The 16,861-nt window shown below is 73.3% G+C and carries 17 protein-coding genes; 11 read left to right on the top strand and 6 right to left on the bottom strand.

The window, feature by feature from the left end; translation table 11 throughout:
- On the top strand, positions 1-1,233 hold the full coding sequence (gene hemW, locus IEZ17_RS11670; protein ID WP_189299187.1) for a radical SAM family heme chaperone HemW: 1,233 nt from the start codon (positions 1-3) through the stop codon (positions 1,231-1,233).
- A gap of 139 nt (positions 1,234-1,372) precedes the next feature.
- Here hemW and IEZ17_RS11665 read toward each other — a convergent pair whose 3' ends face one another.
- From IEZ17_RS11665 to IEZ17_RS11655, 3 genes are all read right to left on the bottom strand, one after another.
- Positions 1,373-1,648 carry a DUF1876 domain-containing protein gene (locus IEZ17_RS11665; protein ID WP_043264297.1) on the bottom strand — a complete coding sequence of 92 codons (276 nt, stop codon included), beginning with the start codon at positions 1,646-1,648 and terminating at the stop codon, positions 1,373-1,375.
- Between the two features lie 74 nt (positions 1,649-1,722).
- The gene (locus IEZ17_RS11660; RefSeq protein ID WP_189299186.1) at positions 1,723-2,556 is read right to left on the bottom strand and encodes a DUF3097 domain-containing protein; all 834 of its coding nucleotides are present in this window, start codon (positions 2,554-2,556) and stop codon (positions 1,723-1,725) included.
- A gap of 148 nt (positions 2,557-2,704) precedes the next feature.
- Positions 2,705-3,439 carry an MBL fold metallo-hydrolase gene (locus IEZ17_RS11655; RefSeq protein WP_189299184.1) on the bottom strand — a complete coding sequence of 245 codons (735 nt, stop codon included), beginning with the start codon at positions 3,437-3,439 and terminating at the stop codon, positions 2,705-2,707.
- Between the two features lie 279 nt (positions 3,440-3,718).
- Here IEZ17_RS11655 and hrcA point away from each other — a divergent pair, with 279 nt between their 5' ends.
- The 4 genes from hrcA to IEZ17_RS11635 all read left to right on the top strand — a co-directional run bounded on the left by hrcA (position 3,719) and on the right by IEZ17_RS11635 (position 7,856).
- Positions 3,719-4,735 (top strand): heat-inducible transcriptional repressor HrcA, encoded by a 1,017-nt coding sequence (hrcA, locus tag IEZ17_RS11650; protein WP_189299182.1) that lies wholly within the window; start codon positions 3,719-3,721, stop codon positions 4,733-4,735.
- Positions 4,736-5,875 (top strand): molecular chaperone DnaJ, encoded by a 1,140-nt coding sequence (gene dnaJ / locus IEZ17_RS11645; RefSeq protein WP_189299180.1) that lies wholly within the window; start codon positions 4,736-4,738, stop codon positions 5,873-5,875. It abuts the gene before it with no gap.
- A gap of 131 nt (positions 5,876-6,006) precedes the next feature.
- Entirely contained in the window at positions 6,007-7,116 is a 1,110-nt protein-coding gene (locus IEZ17_RS11640; protein ID WP_189299178.1) for a nitronate monooxygenase, read from the top strand.
- Complete coding sequence (locus IEZ17_RS11635) at positions 7,113-7,856, top strand: 16S rRNA (uracil(1498)-N(3))-methyltransferase (protein WP_189299176.1); 744 nt, start codon at positions 7,113-7,115, stop codon at positions 7,854-7,856. Before IEZ17_RS11640 ends, IEZ17_RS11635 begins: the two co-directional genes overlap by 4 nt.
- A 125-nt stretch (positions 7,857-7,981) precedes the next feature.
- On the opposite strand, the gene IEZ17_RS11630 is transcribed toward IEZ17_RS11635, so the two are convergent.
- The gene (locus IEZ17_RS11630) at positions 7,982-8,410 is read right to left on the bottom strand and encodes an OsmC family protein (RefSeq protein WP_189299174.1); all 429 of its coding nucleotides are present in this window, start codon (positions 8,408-8,410) and stop codon (positions 7,982-7,984) included.
- Positions 8,411-8,527: 117 nt separating this feature from the next.
- On the opposite strand from IEZ17_RS11630, the gene IEZ17_RS11625 reads away from it, so the two are divergent.
- Both IEZ17_RS11625 and IEZ17_RS11620 read left to right on the top strand, forming a co-directional pair.
- On the top strand, positions 8,528-8,887 hold the full coding sequence (locus IEZ17_RS11625; RefSeq protein ID WP_189299172.1) for a histidine triad nucleotide-binding protein: 360 nt from the start codon (positions 8,528-8,530) through the stop codon (positions 8,885-8,887).
- Positions 8,888-8,893: 6 nt separating this feature from the next.
- Positions 8,894-9,799 carry a ribonuclease Z gene (locus tag IEZ17_RS11620; RefSeq protein WP_189299170.1) on the top strand — a complete coding sequence of 302 codons (906 nt, stop codon included), beginning with the start codon at positions 8,894-8,896 and terminating at the stop codon, positions 9,797-9,799.
- Between the two features lie 50 nt (positions 9,800-9,849).
- On the opposite strand, the gene IEZ17_RS11615 is transcribed toward IEZ17_RS11620, so the two are convergent.
- The gene (locus IEZ17_RS11615; protein WP_189299168.1) at positions 9,850-10,668 is read right to left on the bottom strand and encodes an HAD family acid phosphatase; all 819 of its coding nucleotides are present in this window, start codon (positions 10,666-10,668) and stop codon (positions 9,850-9,852) included.
- Between the two features lie 181 nt (positions 10,669-10,849).
- On the opposite strand from IEZ17_RS11615, the gene IEZ17_RS11610 reads away from it, so the two are divergent.
- The 3 genes from IEZ17_RS11610 (at position 10,850) to IEZ17_RS11600 (ending at position 14,111) form a co-directional block, all read left to right on the top strand.
- Positions 10,850-12,235, top strand: coding sequence for an enolase C-terminal domain-like protein (locus IEZ17_RS11610; protein WP_373299791.1), 1,386 nt, complete (start codon positions 10,850-10,852; stop codon positions 12,233-12,235).
- Between the two features lie 167 nt (positions 12,236-12,402).
- On the top strand, positions 12,403-13,488 hold the full coding sequence (locus tag IEZ17_RS11605; protein WP_189299166.1) for an S-(hydroxymethyl)mycothiol dehydrogenase: 1,086 nt from the start codon (positions 12,403-12,405) through the stop codon (positions 13,486-13,488).
- Positions 13,488-14,111: an MBL fold metallo-hydrolase gene (locus IEZ17_RS11600; protein ID WP_189299164.1), complete on the top strand. Its 624-nt coding sequence runs from the start codon at positions 13,488-13,490 to the stop codon at positions 14,109-14,111. The genes IEZ17_RS11605 and IEZ17_RS11600 overlap by 1 nt, the downstream gene beginning before the upstream one ends.
- Positions 14,112-14,267: 156 nt before the next feature.
- On the opposite strand, the gene IEZ17_RS11595 is transcribed toward IEZ17_RS11600, so the two are convergent.
- Positions 14,268-15,638: a 6-phospho-beta-glucosidase gene (locus tag IEZ17_RS11595; RefSeq protein ID WP_189299162.1), complete on the bottom strand. Its 1,371-nt coding sequence runs from the start codon at positions 15,636-15,638 to the stop codon at positions 14,268-14,270.
- 67 nt (positions 15,639-15,705) lie between these two features.
- Between IEZ17_RS11595 and IEZ17_RS11590 the strand changes: the two genes are divergently transcribed.
- On the top strand, positions 15,706-16,854 hold the full coding sequence (locus IEZ17_RS11590) for a carbohydrate kinase family protein (protein WP_189299160.1): 1,149 nt from the start codon (positions 15,706-15,708) through the stop codon (positions 16,852-16,854).
- Positions 16,855-16,861: the final 7 nt, after the last annotated feature.

Genomic DNA, 16,861 nt, shown 5'->3' with positions numbered 1-16,861 from the left:
ATGCCTTCCGCACTGCCCGACGGTGAGCCGATGCCCCAGGACGGGGCACTGCCCCGCCATGCACTGACCGGCGCCGCCGACCGGCCCCTCGGCTTCTACCTGCACGTGCCGTACTGCGCGACCCGCTGCGGCTACTGCGACTTCAACACCTACACCGCGACCGAGCTGCGCGGCTCCGGCGGCGCCCTGGCCTCCCGCGACAACTACGCCGACACGGTCGTCGAGGAGATCCGCCTCGCCCGCAAGGTGCTGGGCGACGACCCCCGCCCCGTGCAGACGGTCTTCGTCGGCGGCGGCACCCCGACCCTGCTGCCGGCCGCCGACCTCGGCCGGATGCTGGCCGCCCTCCGCGACGAGTTCGGCCTGGCCCCCGGCGCCGAGATCACCACCGAGGCCAACCCGGAGTCCGTCGACCCCCGCTATCTCGCCGAGCTGCGGGCGGCCGGCTACAACCGGGTCTCCTTCGGCATGCAGAGCGCCCGGCAGCACGTCCTGAAGATCCTCGACCGCACCCACACCCCGGGCCGCCCGGAAGCCTGCGTCGCCGAGGCCCGCGCGGCCGGCTTCGACCACGTCAACCTCGACCTGATCTACGGCACCCCGGGCGAGACCGACGACGACTGGCGGGCCTCCCTGGACGCGGCCACCGGCGCCGGCCCCGACCACATCTCGGCGTACGCGCTGATCGTCGAGGAGGGCACCCAGCTGGCCCGCCGGATCCGCCGCGGCGAGATCCCGATGACCGACGACGATGTGCACGCCGACCGCTATCTGATCGCCGAGGACCGGCTCACCGCCGCCGGCTTCACCTGGTACGAGGTCTCCAACTGGGCCACGTCGCAGGCCGCCCGCTGCCGCCACAACGAGCTGTACTGGACCGGCGCCGACTGGTGGGGCGCCGGCCCCGGCGCCCACAGCCACGTCGGCGGCGTCCGCTGGTGGAACGTCAAGCACCCCGGCGCCTACGCCCAGGCCCTCGGCGAGGGCCGCTCCCCGGGCGCCGGCCGCGAGGTCCTCCCGGCCGAGGACCGCCGCGTCGAGCGCATCCTCCTGGAGCTCCGCCTCGCCGCCGGCTGCCCGCTGTCCCTCCTCGCCCCCGCGGGCGCCCGCGCCGCCGCCCGCGCGCTGGCCGACGGGCTCCTGGAGCCCGGCCCGTACGAGGCGGGACGCGCGGTGCTGACGCTGCGCGGGCGGCTGCTGGCGGACGCGGTGGTGCGCGACCTGGTCGACTGAGCGGACCGACCGGCGGGCCCACCCCGGACCGGCGCAGCCCGACCGCCCGGCCGCCGGGCCACGGGACGGCTGCCGGGGCAACGGGTCGGCGGATCACGGCACTTCAGCGGAGTACGGCAGGCTCGTGGGTCACGGCGGGTCAGTGGGTCAGCGGGCGTGACTGCCGCCCCGAGGCCGTGTCGATCTCGTCATGGGCCTTGGTCAGCAGCTGCATCGCCAGATCGTTGAGCGCCCGCGCGCCCGCGACCTCCTCGCCGACCCGTGGCTGGTTCCCGTCGGCGGGGTGGCGGCTGGCATAACCGTGGGACCGCACCTCGGTCCCGTCGGGCAGCCGCACCAGCGCCGCGGCCCGGGTGCGATGGGTGTCCTCCTCGAATTCCAGCTCGACATGCCATCCGACAGCGGTCTTCAACATGACGGTCACCTCCGGAATCGCTGCTACCAGAGTGCGCTCGCCACCGCCCCCGCACCACATGGCCCGGCCCGGGCCTAAGCCCCCTCCGGGGCCGTCACGAAGTCGATCAGCTCCTCGACGCGCCCCAGCAGAGCCGGCTCCAGGTCCTTGTACGACCGCACGCGGGAGAGGATCCGCTGCCAGGCGGCGCCGGTGTTCTCCGGCCAGCCCAGCGCCCGGCACACCCCGGTCTTCCAGTCCTGGCCGCGCGGCACGGACGGCCACGCCGGAATGCCCACCGAGGACGGCTTCACGGCCTCCCAGACGTCGATGTACGGGTGCCCGACGACCAGCGCGTGGTCGCCGGTCACCTCGGCCGCGATCCGGGACTCCTTCGAGCCGGGGACGAGATGGTCGACCAGGACGCCGAGCCGGGCGTCCGGGCCGGGAGAGAAGGCGCGGACGATCGCCGGGAGGTCGTCGATGCCCTCCAGATATTCCACGACCACGCCCTCGATGCGCAGGTCGTCGCCCCAGACGCGCTCGACCAGTTCGGCGTCGTGCCGCCCCTCCACGTAGATGCGGCCGGCCCGCGCGACCCGGGCGCGGGCGCCGGGGACCGCGAGCGACCCGGAGGCGGTCCGCGCCGGACCGGTCGGCGCGGGGCGGCTCCGGGGGCGTACGAGCGTGACGACCCTGCCCTCCAGGAGGAAGCCGCGCGGCGCCATCGGGAAGACCCGCTGCCTGCCGAACCGGTCCTCCAGCGTGACCGTCGGACCCTCGGCGGTCTTCTCGCAGCGGATCACGGCGCCGCAGTAGCCCGTGGTGACCTCCTCGACGACCAGATCGGGGTCGGCGGGCACTTCGGGTGCCGGCTGCTGCTTCTTCCACGGGGGAGTGAGGTCGGGGCTGTAGCGCTTGCTCTGCATGAGGGCCTGTTCTGTCGACGGACTTCTCTGGGCGGACCGGTCGGACCGGTCGGACCGGTCGGACTCGGACCGGTCGGACTCGGACCGGGCGGCCGGGAGGAGAAGGAGGGGGAGCGGCGGAAGCGAAGGGGCGGCGCGGGGCGGCGGCTCAGGACGACGGGGGGCCGAACCGGGCGGCGAGGGCGTCGCGTTGGGCGCGGACGAAGCGGGCGTCGACGACGGCGCCGTGGCCGGGCACGTACACCGCGTCCGCACCGCCCAGGGCCAGCAGGCGGTCCAGGGCGGCGGGCCACTGCTGGGGGAGCGCGTCCCGCCCGGCCTGCGGCTCGCCCGACTCCTCGACCAGGTCGCCGCAGAAGACGATCTCCGGGGAGCCGTGCCGGCCGGGCACCAGGACGGCCAGGTCGTGCGCGGTGTGGCCGGGGCCGACGTCGGCCAGCAGCACCTGCCGGTCGCCGAGGTCGACGGTCAGCTCGCCGTGGACGTGGTGGTGCGGCGCGACCAGCAGGTCGGCGGCCTCCGCGGCGGCGTCCCGGTCGACGCCGTGCCGGATCGCGGAGTGCCGGAGCTCGTCCTTGCTCCGCCGCAGCAGCTCGCCCAGTCCGGCCGCGCCGAACACCTCGACACCCGCGAAGGCGGCGGTGCCCAGCACATGGTCGAAGTGCGCGTGGGTCAGTGCGATGTGTGTCACGTCCCGGCCCAGCACGCCGCGGACGGTGCGGCGCAGTTCGGCGCCGTCGCGGAGGGTGGCGCCGGTGTCGATGATCATGACCCCGGCGGTGCCGGCGACCACCCCGATCGTTTCGTCCCAGCCGGGCATCCGGCGCCGGGCGACACCGTCACCGAGCTGCTCCCAGCCTGCCTCTTCCCATGCAGTACGCATACCGAGACGCTAGCGCCATCGCGATAGCGTTGCGCGACGGTCGGCCGGTCCGGCGGTCCTGTCCGGGGTCCCGGACAGGGGGTGGGGCAGGGGGCGCTCGGGGGTCGCTCGGGGACCGGCCGGGGGTCGGAGTCCGCGGTCCCGGGTAAGTCCCCACCACGCCTGCCCTTGCCGCATCCGTGCTACCCGGCCGTACACTTACTGGGTCTGGCACTCGGCTCAGGTGAGTGCCAGGAGAGATCGAGACACGGCGGAACGGCCGGACTGGAGGTGTGCAGGATGCTCAGTGAACGCAGGCTCGAGGTGCTGCGCGCCATCGTCCAGGACTACGTCGGCACGGAGGAACCGGTCGGCTCCAAGGCGCTCACCGAGCGCCACAAGCTCGGGGTCTCCCCGGCCACCGTGCGCAACGACATGGCCGCCCTGGAGGACGAGGGTTTCATCGCCCAGCCGCACACCAGCGCCGGGCGGATCCCGACCGACAAGGGATACCGCCTCTTCGTCGACAAGCTGGCCGGCGTCAAGCCGCTGTCCAGCCCGGAGCGGCGGGCCATCCAGAATTTCCTGGACGGCGCCGTCGACCTCGACGACGTGGTCGGCCGCACGGTCCGGCTGCTGGCGCAGCTGACCCGGCAGGTCGCGGTCGTGCAGTACCCGTCCCTGACGCGGTCCACGGTCCGGCACGTCGAGCTGCTGGCGCTGGCCCCGGCGCGGCTGATGCTGGTGCTGATCACGGACACCGGACGGGTCGAGCAGCGGCTGATCGACTGTCAGTCGCCGTTCGGCGAGATGTCCCTGGCGGACCTGCGGGCCCGGCTCAACAGCCGGGTCGTCGGGCGGCGGTTCACGGACGTGCCGCAGCTGGTGCAGGATCTCCCGGAGTCGTTCGAGCAGGACGACCGCGGCACGGTCTCGACAGTACTGTCGGTGTTGCTGGAGACTCTGGTGGAGGAGACCGAAGAGCGGCTGATGATCGGCGGTACCGCCAATCTCACGCGCTTCGGGCATGATTTCCCACTGACCATCCGGCCGGTGCTGGAAGCCCTTGAGGAGCATGTGGTGCTGCTCAAGCTGCTCGGGGAGGCCAAGGACTCGGGCATGACCGTACGTATCGGGCATGAGAATGCCCATGAGGGCCTGACGTCCACCTCGGTCGTCGCCGTCGGCTACGGTTCGGGCGACGAGGCCGTCGCAAAAATGGGCGTGGTCGGACCGACCCGCATGGACTACCCCGGAACGATGGGAGCGGTACGCGCAGTGGCACGTTACGTCGGACAGATCCTGGCGGAGTCGTAAGTGGCCACGGATTACTACGCGGTCCTGGGCGTACGGCGCGATGCCTCGCAGGACGAGATCAAGAAGGCATTCCGGCGGCTGGCGCGCGAGCTGCACCCGGACGTCAACCCGGACCCCAAGACCCAGGAGCGGTTCAAGGAGATCAACGCCGCTTACGAGGTCCTCTCCGACCCGCAGAAGAAGCAGGTCTACGACCTCGGCGGCGACCCCCTCTCGCAGTCCGGCGGTGCCGGCGGCGGCGCGGGCGGCTTCGGCGCGGGCTTCGGCAACTTCTCCGACATCATGGACGCGTTCTTCGGCACGGCGTCGCAGCGCGGACCGCGCTCGCGGACCCGCCGCGGCCAGGACGCGATGATCCGCCTCGACATCGAGCTCAGCGAAGCAGCGTTCGGTACGACCAAGGACATCCAGGTCGACACCGCCGTGGTCTGCACGACGTGCAGCGGCGAGGGCGCGGCGCCCGGTACGTCGGCGCAGACCTGCGACATGTGCCGCGGTCGTGGCGAGGTCTCGCAGGTCACCCGGTCCTTCCTGGGCCAGGTCATGACCTCCCGGCCGTGCCCGCAGTGCCAGGGCTTCGGCACGGTCGTGCCGACCCCGTGCCCCGAGTGCGCGGGCGACGGCCGGATCCGCTCGCGCCGTACGCTCACGGTCAAGATCCCGGCCGGTGTCGACAACGGCACCCGCATCCAGCTGGCCGGCGAGGGCGAGGTCGGCCCCGGCGGCGGCCCCGCCGGTGACCTCTACGTCGAGATCCACGAGGTGTCCCACCCGGTCTTCCAGCGGCGCGGCGACGATCTGCACTGCACGGTGACCATCCCGATGACGGCGGCGGCGCTGGGCACGAAGTGCCCGCTGGAGACGCTGGACGGGATGGAGGAGGTCGACGTCCGGCCCGGCACCCAGTCCGGCCAGTCGATCCCGCTGCACCAGCGGGGCGTGACGCATCTGCGCGGCGGCGGCCGGGGCGATCTGATCGTCCACGTCGAGGTCCAGACCCCGACCAAGCTCGACCCCGAGCAGGAGGAGCTGCTCCGCCGCCTGTCCAAGCTCCGCGGCGAGGAGCGTCCCACCGGACAGTTCCAGCCCGGCCAGCAGGGGCTCTTCTCCCGCCTGAAGGACGCCTTCAACGGGCGCTAGGCGTACCGTCCGGGGGTCCGGGGGCGCTCCCCCGGGTCCCCGTGAGGCACCGCGACGGACGGTAGGCCGTCCCTTACTTCGAGGTGGCGCCCCGGTTCGGGGCAGGGCGGTGGGCGTGACACGATGTGGTCATGCCCACCGCGCTCACCGATCTCTGCCGCCACCCCATCGTGCAGGCCCCGATGGCGGGCGGCGCCTCCGGGCCCGAGCTGGCAGCGGCCGTCTGCCAGGCCGGCGGGTTCGGTTTCCTCGCCGCCGGATACAAGACCGCCGACGGCATGTACCAGGAGATCAAACAGCTGCGGGCGCTGACCGACCGCCCCTTCGGCGTCAATCTCTTCATGCCGCAGCCCTCGCTGGCCGACACGTCCGCCGTCGAGGTCTACCGTGAGCAACTCGCGGGCGAGGCCGCCTGGTACGAGACCGAGCTCGGCGACATCGACGGCCCCTCGGACGACGGGTACGAGGCCAAGCTCGCGATCCTGCGCGACGACCCGGTGCCGGTGGTCTCGTTCACCTTCGGCTGCCCCTCGCGGGCGGTCTTCGACGCCTTCGCCAAGGTCGGCACGTACACCGTCGTCACGGTCACCACGGCCGCCGAGGCGCAGGCCGCGCAGTGGTCCGGCGCGGACGTGGTCTGTGTGCAGGGTGTGGAGGCGGGCGGCCACCAGAGCACCCACCGGGACGATCCGCACGCGGACGGCACCGGCGCGGGGCTGGGGCTGCTGGCGCTGCTCGCGCAGGTCCGGGAGACCGTGCAGATCCCGGTCATCGCCGCGGGCGGGCTGATGCGCGGGGCGCAGATCGCGGCGGTGCTGGCCGCCGGGGCGTCGATGGCGCAGCTGGGCACCGCCTTCCTGGTCACGCCCGAGTCCGGCGCCAACCCGCTGCACAAGCAGGCGCTGACCAACCCCCTTTTCACGCACACGGAGTTGACCCGGGCGTTCTCCGGCCGGCCGGCCCGCGGGCTGGTGAACCGTTTCCTTCGCGAGCACGGCCCGTACGCGCCGGCCGCCTACCCCGCCGTGCACTACCTCACCTCCACCGTCCGCAAGGCCGCCGCCAAGGCCGGCGACGCGCAGGGCATGAACCTGTGGGCGGGGCAGGGGCACCGGCTGGCGCGGGAGATGCCCGCCGGGCGGCTGGTGGAGGTGCTGATGGCCGAACTGGACGCGGCACGCGCCGCGTTGGGCCAGGACCGCGGCGCCGCGGAGCCGGACGTCACCGGCGGTGCCGCATGACCGCGCCGGTCTTCCTCGTCGAGTCGCTGGCGGGCGTACGGGCCGGGGGCACCCTCACCCTGGACGGTCCCGAGGGCCGGCACGCGGTGTCGGTACGGCGGCTGCGGGTCGGCGAGGAGGTCGTGCTGACGGACGGCGCGGGCGCCGGCGCCCAGGGCACGGTCGCCGCCGTCGAGGGCAAGGACCGGCTCACCGTCGCCGTGGCGGAGCTGCGCACCGAGGCCCCTCCGGCGCCCACGATCACGGTCGTGCAGGCGCTTCCCAAGGGCGACCGCGGGGAGCTGGCCGTGGAGACCATGACCGAGACCGGCGTGGACGCCATCGTCCCCTGGGCGGCGGCGCGTTGCGTCACCCAGTGGAAGGGCGAGCGTGCCGCCAAGTCGCTGGCGAAGTGGCGTGCCACGGCGCGCGAGGCGGGCAAGCAGTCGCGCCGGCTGACCTTCCCGCGGGTCGCCGACCCGCTGACGACCAAGCAGGTCGCCGCGCTGCTCGCCGACGCCGACTTCGCCGCCGTCCTCCATGAGGAGGGCAGCGCCCCGCTCGCCACCGCCGAACTCCCCGCCCAGGGCTCGATCGTGCTGGTCGTCGGCCCGGAGGGCGGCGTCTCCCCGGAGGAGCTGGCCGCCTTCGCCGAGGCGGGTGCCAAGCCGTACCGCCTGGGTGTTACCGTGCTGCGCACCTCCACGGCCGGCACGGCGGCGACCGCGCTGCTGCTGGGGCGCACCGGGCGCTGGAGCTAGGGCCCGGCCCTGACCACCGGTCGGACCCGGGGTGCGCCGGCCCGGCCCAAGGGCCCGCCGGCGCACCGCCGTTGACCGCGCGCGGGGCGGACGGCCGCCCCGGCGCTCCGTCAGATCAGGTCAGCTCAGATCAGCTCGGCGTTGAGCGTGATGTTCTTGACGCCCGCGAGTGCCTGGCTCACCGGGCAGTTCTTCTTGGCGTCCTCGGCCGCGGCCTGGAAGTCCGCCTCGGACAGGCCGGGGACGCTGGCCTTGACGGTCAGCACGATGCCGGTGATGCCCTCGCCCGGCTGGAAGGTGACGTCGGCGCGGGTGTCGAGGGAGGCGACGGTGTGGCCCTTGCCGGCCAGGCCGTGCGAGAAGGCCATGGAGTAGCAGGAGGAGTGGGCCGCCGCGATCAGCTCCTCGGGGCTGGTGACGCCGTTCGGCTGCTCGGCGCGGGCCGGCCAGTTCACGTCGTAGGTGCCGACGTTGGAGGAGTTCAGGGCGACGGTGCCCTTGCCCTCCAGGAGGTTGCCTTCCCAGTGGGTGGTGGCGGTGCGGGTGGTTGCCATGGTGCATAACTCCCGGTTGTGGGGCCAATGCGGTCTGAAGGGCCAGCTTAGTGATCCGCTAGCATCCCAGGGGCGTACGCACGGTGCGCACGCCGCGCGACCCGGGAGGAGCCACCGGTGGCGGGAGAACCGCAGGCCGACTGCCTGTTCTGCAAGATCGTTGCCGGGGAGGTGCCGGCGACCATCGTCCGGGAGACCGGGACCACCGTCGCGTTCCGCGACATCAACCCCCAGGCGCCGACCCACATCCTGGTGATCCCCAAGGTCCACTACCCGGACGCCGCGGCGCTCGCCGCCGCCGAGCCGCAGGTCATCGCCGACATACTGTGCGAGTCCCGCGAGGTCGCCGCCGCGGAGGAGGTCGAGGACGGGGGCTACCGGGTCGTCTTCAACACCGGCTCCGGCGCGGGCCAGACCGTCTTCCACGCCCATCTGCACGTCCTCGGTGGCCGCGGCCTCCAGTGGCCCCCCGGGTAACGAGCCGTGTCCGTACGCGAACTGGTGGTCCTCGGGACCGCGAGCCAGGTCCCCACCCGGCACCGCAACCACAACGGCTATCTGCTGCGGTGGGACGGCCAGGGGCTGCTCTTCGACCCCGGTGAGGGCACCCAGCGCCAGATGCTGCGGGCCGGGGTCGCCGCCCACGACATCAACCGGATCTGCATCACGCACTTCCACGGCGACCACTCGCTGGGCCTGGCCGGGGTGATCCAGCGGATCAACCTGGACCGGGTGCCGCATCCGGTCACCGCCCACTACCCGGCCAGTGGGGAGCGGTTCTTCGACCGGCTGCGCTACGCCACCGCCTACCGGGAGACGGTCCGCATCGCCCAGCGGCCGGTCGTCGAGGACGGTGAGCTGGACCGCTCGACGTCGTACCTCCTGGAGGCGCGCAAGCTCTCGCACCCGGTCGAGTCGTACGGCTACCGCCTCGTCGAGCCGGACGCCCGGCGGATGCTCCCGGACCTGCTGGCCGCCCGCGGCATCGCCGGGCCCGACATCGGCCGCCTCCAGCGGGCCGGCGAGCTGAACGGTGTGACCCTCGACGAGGTCAGCGAGCTCCGGCCCGGCCAGCGGTTCGCGTTCGTCATGGACACCCGGCTGTGCGACGGCGTGCACGCGCTCGCGGAGGGGGTGGACATGCTGGTCATCGAGTCGACGTTCCTCGACGAGGACGTCCAACTGGCCACGGACCACGGCCATCTGACGGCAGGGCAGGCCGCCCGCGTGGCCGCGGAGGCGAACGTGCGGCATCTGGTGCTGACGCACTTCTCGCAGCGCTACACCGACCCGGACGAGTTCGCGCGCCAGGCACGCGCAGCGGGCTTCGCCGGTGAACTCACCATCGCCCGGGACCTGCTGCGCGTGCCGCTCCCCAAGAGGCGCTGAGCGCCCTCGGTGCCTGCTGCCCTACGGGGCCCACGACAGCCCTACGGGGCCTACGGGAGGTAGTACATCGGGTTCGGCAGCTTGAAGCCGCGGTCCGCGGAGCCGCCCAGCAGGTCGCTGTACTGGTCGCCGAAGTTGGCCACGATGCGGTAGCCGAGCGACGCGATGTGCTTGCGGGTGCCGGACTTGAAGCCGATGGTCGAGCAGGTCGCGCCGCACGGGAGGTAGGCCGGCGGGTGCTCCTTGTCCCGCAGGAAGACGTGCGCCGGGTCCAGCGGCACGTCGTAGCCGACGTGCTTGAGGTTGCGCACGCTCCAGTCGCGCTGCGCCTCCTTGCGGCCGGTGATGAAGAAGACCTCGGCGCCCTTCTTGTGCGCCCAGTTGACGAGCTGGTTCATGCCGAAGACCGGGGCCATGTCGGTGTGCGCCAGGTAGTCGTCCTGGGTCTTCGGGGTGAAGTTGAAGCCGACCTTGAGCTCGTAGTTGTAGGTCAGCAGCGTGGTGTCGTCCATGTCCAGGACGATGGCCGGCTTGGCCTTCCCCGTGCCCTTCTCGGCGAGCGCGCCGGCCAGGTAGGTGCGCGCCTTGGCCTCTATGCCGCGGACCTGGCGGGCGTAGTTGCTGGTGGGGGAGGCGTAGTGCTCGCCGTCGGCCGTCACCGTGTCGCCGTAGTACGCCTTGATCTTGTCCTGCACCTGGGTGAGGTTGGGGATCTCCTTGTCGGTGCGCGGCACGGAGTGCTCGGCGGTCGCCTGGCCGGCGCCGAACACCGCGGTGCCGGCGGCGAGGGCGGCGACCACCGCACCGGCGAGGCGGGTGCGGGGGGAGAGCGCAGGGCGGGTGCGGCGGGAGAGGAGGGGGCGGGGCATGCGCGGCTCCTTAGGGAGGTGGGGGTGGTCCCGGGTAGGTCTAACAGAGCCTCAATCGGTATATCTACGCGCGAAGATTAAAGCGTTGGTAAAGGGTGGCGGCAGCGTGCCGCCCAACTGCCCCTTCCCGCCGGGGGTATTGACGCTGCTGGAGCGTGCTCCCTACGCTCCATTTCCGTCCATGGACGTCATCTACATATGGAGACGAGCGCCGATGGCCGCCGCCCCCGAGGACCTGACCGTCGCCGAGGTCCGGCTCACCCCGGTCCTGGTCGCCGACCCGCCGCTGCTCAACATCCAGGGCGTCCACCAGCCGTACACCCCGCGGCTGATCATCGAGGTGGTCACCGCGGGCGGTGCCACCGGGCTCGGGGAGACCTACGGCGACACCGAATACCTCGGCCCGGCACGCCTGTTGGCCGATGCGCTGGTCGGTCGGAGGGTCACGGACCTGAACGGGCTGCCCGCGCTCGCCGACCGGGTGTGCGGGGACTCCCCGGACGCGACCGATGCAGGCACCGTCCACGCAGTCGCCACCTCCGGCACCGTCGACGCCGTCGCCACCGTCGACGCCGCCGGGCTGCGCGGTGCCCGGACCGCCGGCAAGCTGCGGCGCTCGGTGCTCTCCGGCTTCGAGGTCGCCTGCCTCGACGCCTGGGGCCGCGCCACCGGCCTGCCGGTGCACGCACTCCTCGGCGGCCGGGTGCGCGACCGCGTGGAATACAGCGCCTACCTCTTCTACCGCTGGGCCGCCCACCCCGGCGACCGCGGCGAGCCCGACGACTGGGGCGCGGCCCTCGACCCGGCCGGGATCGTCGCCCAGGCCCGCCGGTTCGCCGACCGCCACGGCTTCACGTCCTTCAAGCTCAAGGGCGGCGTCTTCCCGCCGGACCGGGAGATCGCGGCGATCCGGGCGCTGGCCGCGGCGTTCCCCGGGCAGCCGCTGCGCCTCGACCCCAACGGCGCCTGGACGGTGGAGACCTCGCTGCGGGTCGCCGATGAGCTGCGCGACGTCCTGGAATACCTGGAGGACCCGGCGAGCGGTACCGACCGGATGGCCCGGGTGGCGGCCCGTGCGCCGGTGCCGCTGGCCACCAACATGTGCGTCACCGCCTTCGAGGAGATCCCCGAAGCCTTCGCCCGCGGCGCCGTGCAGGTCGTCCTCTCCGACCACCACTACTGGGGCGGGCTGCGCAGCACCCGGGAACTCGCCGCCCTGTGCCGCACCTTCGGCGTCGGCCTGTCCATGCACTCCAACACCCACCTGGGCATCAGCCTGGCCGCGATGACCCAGGTGGCGGCCACCGTGCCCAACCTGGACTTCGCCTGCGACACCCACTACCCCTGGCAGACCGAGGACGTCCTCACCGAGCGCCTCACCTTCCGCGACGGCCACCTGGACGTCGGCGACGCCCCCGGCCTCGGCGTCACCCTCGACCGCGACCGGCTCGCCGCCCTGCACCGCCGCTGGCTGGCCGACGACGGCACCCACCGCTCCCGCGACGACGCCGCCGCGATGCGCCGCGCCGATCCCGGCTGGACCGCCCCCGCGGTGCCGCGCTGGTGACCCGTGCGCGGCTGTGATCCGGTGCGCCCCCGGCGCAAGCACCGGCTCCACCGGAGCGGCTGACGCCGCGCCCCCTGATGCGCCCGCGCGCGGTGTGGCACGACGCGGTGGCGGTACGCCACAGTGGTCCCGTACGTGATCTTCATCTTCGAAGAGGGGCGGTACCGATGGCACAGGAAGTGCGCGGCGTCGTTGCGCCGGGGAAGAACGAACCGGTGCGGCTGGAGACGATCCTGGTGCCGGATCCGGGGCCCGGCGAGGCCGTGGTGAAGATCCAGGCGTGCGGGGTGTGCCACACCGATCTGCACTACAAGCAGGGCGGGATCACCGATGAGTTCCCGTTCCTGCTCGGGCACGAGGCGGCCGGCGTGGTGGAGTCGGTCGGCGACGGCGTCACCGACGTCGCCCCGGGGGACTTCGTCATCCTCAACTGGCGTGCGGTGTGCGGCGCCTGCCGGGCGTGTCTGCGCGGCCGGCCGCAGTACTGCTTCGACACCCACAACGCCCGGCAGAAGATGACGCTCAAGGACGGTACGGAGCTGACGCCGGCGCTCGGCATCGGGGCGTTCGCGGACAAGACGCTGGTCGCGTCGGGCCAGTGCACCAAGGTGGACCCGGAGGTCTCGCCGGCCGTCGCGGGGCTCCTGGGATGCGGCGTGATGGCCGGCATCGGCGCCGCGATCAACACGGGCGGCGTCGGGCGCGGGGACTCGGTCGCGGTGATCGGCTGCGGCGGGGTCGGCAACGCGGCGGTCGTCGGGGCGCGGCTGGCCGGGGCGTCGCGGATCGTCGCGGTGGACATCGACGACCGCAAGCTGGACACCGCGAAGTCGATGGGCGCCACCCACACCGTCAACTCCCGCACCACCGACCCCGTCGAGGTGATCCGCGAGCTGACCGGCGGCTTCGGCGCCGATGTCGTCATCGAGGCGGTCGGCAGGCCGGAGACCTACCGGCAGGCGTTCTACGCCCGCGACCTGGCCGGGACCGTCGTCCTGGTGGGCGTGCCCACCCCGGAGATGACGCTGGAGCTCCCCCTCCTGGACGTCTTCGGCCGCGGCGGCGCCCTCAAGTCCTCCTGGTACGGCGACTGCCTGCCGTCCCGGGACTTCCCGATGCTGATCGACCTGCACCAGCAGGGCCGGATCGACCTCGGCGCGTTCGTCACCGAGACCATCGGGATCGGCGACGTGGAGCAGGCGTTCACGCGGATGCACGCGGGTGATGTGCTGCGTTCGGTGGTGGTGCTGTGATGACCGCCCGCATCGATCACCTCGTGACGTCGGGGACGTTCTCCCTGGACGGCGGCACCTGGGACGTCGACAACAACGTGTGGATCGTGGGCGACGGCGCGGAGGCGGTGGTCATCGACGCCGCCCATGACGCCGACGCCATCTACGAAGCCCTCGACGGGCGGACGCTGCGGGCGATCATCTGCACCCACGCCCACAACGACCACATCGACGCGGCGCCGGCGCTGGCGAGCCGCACCGGCGCCCGGATCCATCTGCACCCCGACGACCTGCCGCTGTGGAAGCAGACGCACCCGGACACCCCGCCGGACGTGGAATTGATGGACGGTCAGGTGCTGACCATCGCCGGGGTCGACCTGACGGTGCTGCACACCCCCGGCCACGCCCCCGGCGCGGTCTGCCTGTACGCCCCCGACCTGGGCACCGTCTTCACCGGGGACACCCTCTTCCGGGGCGGCCCCGGCGCCACCGGCCGGTCGTTCTCCGACTTCCCGACCATCATCGCCTCGATCCGGGACCGGCTGCTGACGCTGCCCCCGGACACCGTCGTACGGACCGGGCACGGCGAGGCGACCACCATCGGGGAGGAGGCCCCGCACCTGCCGGAGTGGCTGAGCCGCTAGCGGCTGCGCCGCGGGCCCGGGGCCACCAGGGGGCGGGCGAACAGATCCCCTAGGGGGAACGGGCACCCCCTGCTGGGCCACAACGCGGCGGAGGCGGCGGGGATTCCCGGGGGTGCGGCACGCGGGGGCGTCCGCGGCGTCACGCCCCCGCGTGCCCTACCGCTGTGGTGTCACGCCTCCGCGGTGCCACGCCTCCTCGGCCGCCCGCTCCAGGATGCGGGCGGCCACCGCCGGCGAGTCCACCAGCGGGTGCAGCGCCAGCGCTCGCAGCGCCGCCGAGCGATCCTTGAACACCGCGGCCTCCACCGTCGCCCGCTCCACCCCCTTGACCTGGAGCATCAGCCCCAATTGGTCCTCGCGCAGCGGCGCGCAGGGCAGCGGACGGGCCCCTCGGGCGTCCACCTCGCACACCGTCTCCACGACCGCGTCCGGCGCCAGCTGCGGCACCGTCGTGCGGTTGCGGACGTTGAGGATCAGCCGCCGGCCGGTGTCGTGGGCGATGGCGTGCATCAGGTCCAGCGCCACCCGGTCGTAGCCGCCGCCCTCCAGGTCGTGGCTGTCGCGCTGCCAGCCGCCGCTCGCCTCCCGGCTGTGCGCCATGTACGTCTCCTCGCGCTCCAGCCGGGTCCGCTCCCACAGCTCGTAGACCGCGTCCGGGGAGTCGGCCGCCGCGGCCCGCTCGAAGAAGCCGCCCTGCTGCTGGTCGAGGAATTCGCCGCGGGTCTCGGCGGTGTCCCGCAGGGAGTGCAGGGTCTCGCGGCGGAAGTAGTAGTAGTGCAGGTACTCGTTGGGCAGCGACCCCAGGGTGCGCAGCCAGTCGGTGCCGAACAGCCTGCCCTCCTCGAAGGAGCCCAGGGCCGCGTCGTCGGCCAGCAGGCCGGGCAGCAGATCGGTGCCGTCGAGGGTCAACGACCGCAGCCAGCCGAGGTGGTTGAGCCCCACGTAGTCGAAGCCGGACCGCGCCGGATCCGTCAGCGCCGCCGGGTCCGCGCCGGCTGCGCGGGCCGCGCGCCGCACCAGCCCCACGGGGGAGTCGCAGATCCCGATGACCCGGTCACCCAGCACCTGGGACATCGCCTCGGTGACCATGCCCGCGGGGTTGGTGAAGTTGATGACCCACGCGTCCGGGGCGAGCGCCGCCACCCGCTCGGCGATGTGCAGCGCCGCCGGGATCGTCCGCAGGCCGTAGAGCACCCCGCCCGCGCCGACCGTCTCCTGTCCGAGCACGCCCTCCGACAGCGGGATCCGCTCGTCGCGGATCCGGCCGGCCGTGCCGCCGACCCGTATCGCGGAGAAGACGAAGTCGGCTCCGGTCAGCGCGGCGTCCAGGGAGTCCGCCACTCGTACGGGTACCGCTCCGCGGCGGCCCGCGGCCAGCCGCGCCAGCACCTCGGAGATCACCGCGACCCGGCGCGGATCGGTGTCGTACAGCGTCAGCCCGGAGACGGAGCGTGCCGGGTCGTCCAGCAGCGCACGGTAGACCAGCGGCACCCGGAAGCCGCCCCCGCCGAGAATGGAGAGCCTCATGGGGCGGAACGTACCGCAGCATCAGGCACACTGGCGGCACGAGTTGAGTACGAGAGGGGCGAGCGCGGTGAGCACTGGCCGACGCGATGTCCAACCGCCTGCGGGGCCGGCCGCCGTGCCGCCGGGCCTCGATCCGCTGGCCGCGGTGCGCGCGGACGGCGATCCGCGCACCGACGTCTATCTCACCGGCACGGTCTTCCTCGACATCATCTTCACCGGCCTGGACTCCGCCCCGGTGCGCGGCACCGAGTCCTGGGCCCGCGGCATGGGCTCCAGCCCCGGCGGCGTCGCCAACATGGCCACCGCCCTGGCCCGGCTCGGCCTGCGCACCTCCCTTGCCGCCGCGTTCGGCGACGACATGTACGGCGAGTACTGCTGGGAGGCGCTCGAACAGGGCGAGGGCATCGACCTGGAGCTGTCCCGCAAGGTCCCCGGCTGGCACTCCCCGGTCACCGTCTCCATGGCCTACGAGGGCGAGCGCACGATGGTCTCGCACGGCCACGAGGCGCCGCCGCCGGAGCACGCCTTCGACGGCAAGCACGCCCCGGGCTGCCCGCCGCCGTCCCGCGCCTGCGTCGCCTCGCTCGTCCCGGGCCGCCGGGAGGGCTGGCTGGGCTGCGCGGCGGGCCGCGGCAGCCGGATCTTCGCGGACGTCGGCTGGGACGACAGCGGTCGCTGGGACCCGGCCGACCTCGCCGACCTGGAGCACTGCGAGGCGTTCCTCCCCAATGCCGAGGAGGCGATGCGCTACACCCGCACCAGCTGCCCGCGGGCCGCCGCCCGCAAGCTCGCCGACCTCGTGCCGCTCGCGGTGGTCACCCTCGGGCCGGAGGGCGCGTACGCGGTGGACGGGCGGACCGGCGAGAGCGCCGAGGTGGCCGGCATCGCGGTCGAGGCACTGGACCCGACCGGCGCCGGGGACGTCTTCGTGGCCGGGTTCGTCACCGGCACCCTCGCCGAGTGGCCGCTGGCCGACCGGCTGGCCTTCGCGGGGCTTAGCGCCGCCCTGTCCGTGCAGGAATTCGGCGGCTCGCTGTCCGCGCCCGGCTGGGCGGAGATCGCGGCCTGGTGGCGCGGGGTGCGTGCCTGCGGGACACCGGCCGCGGCCGGGCTGAGCCGCCAGTACGGGTTCCTGGACGCCGTGCTGCCCGCCGCGTACCGGCCGGCGCCGCTGGCCCGCGCGGTCCCCACGATCGGCTTCCGCCGCCCGGCCTGAGCGGCGG

It is taken from the genome of Streptomyces albospinus, assembly GCF_014648695.1.
In the GTDB taxonomy this organism is placed as follows: Bacteria; Actinomycetota; Actinomycetes; order Streptomycetales; family Streptomycetaceae; genus Streptomyces; species Streptomyces albospinus.
This window is presented reverse-complemented; position numbering and strand designations above follow the sequence as displayed.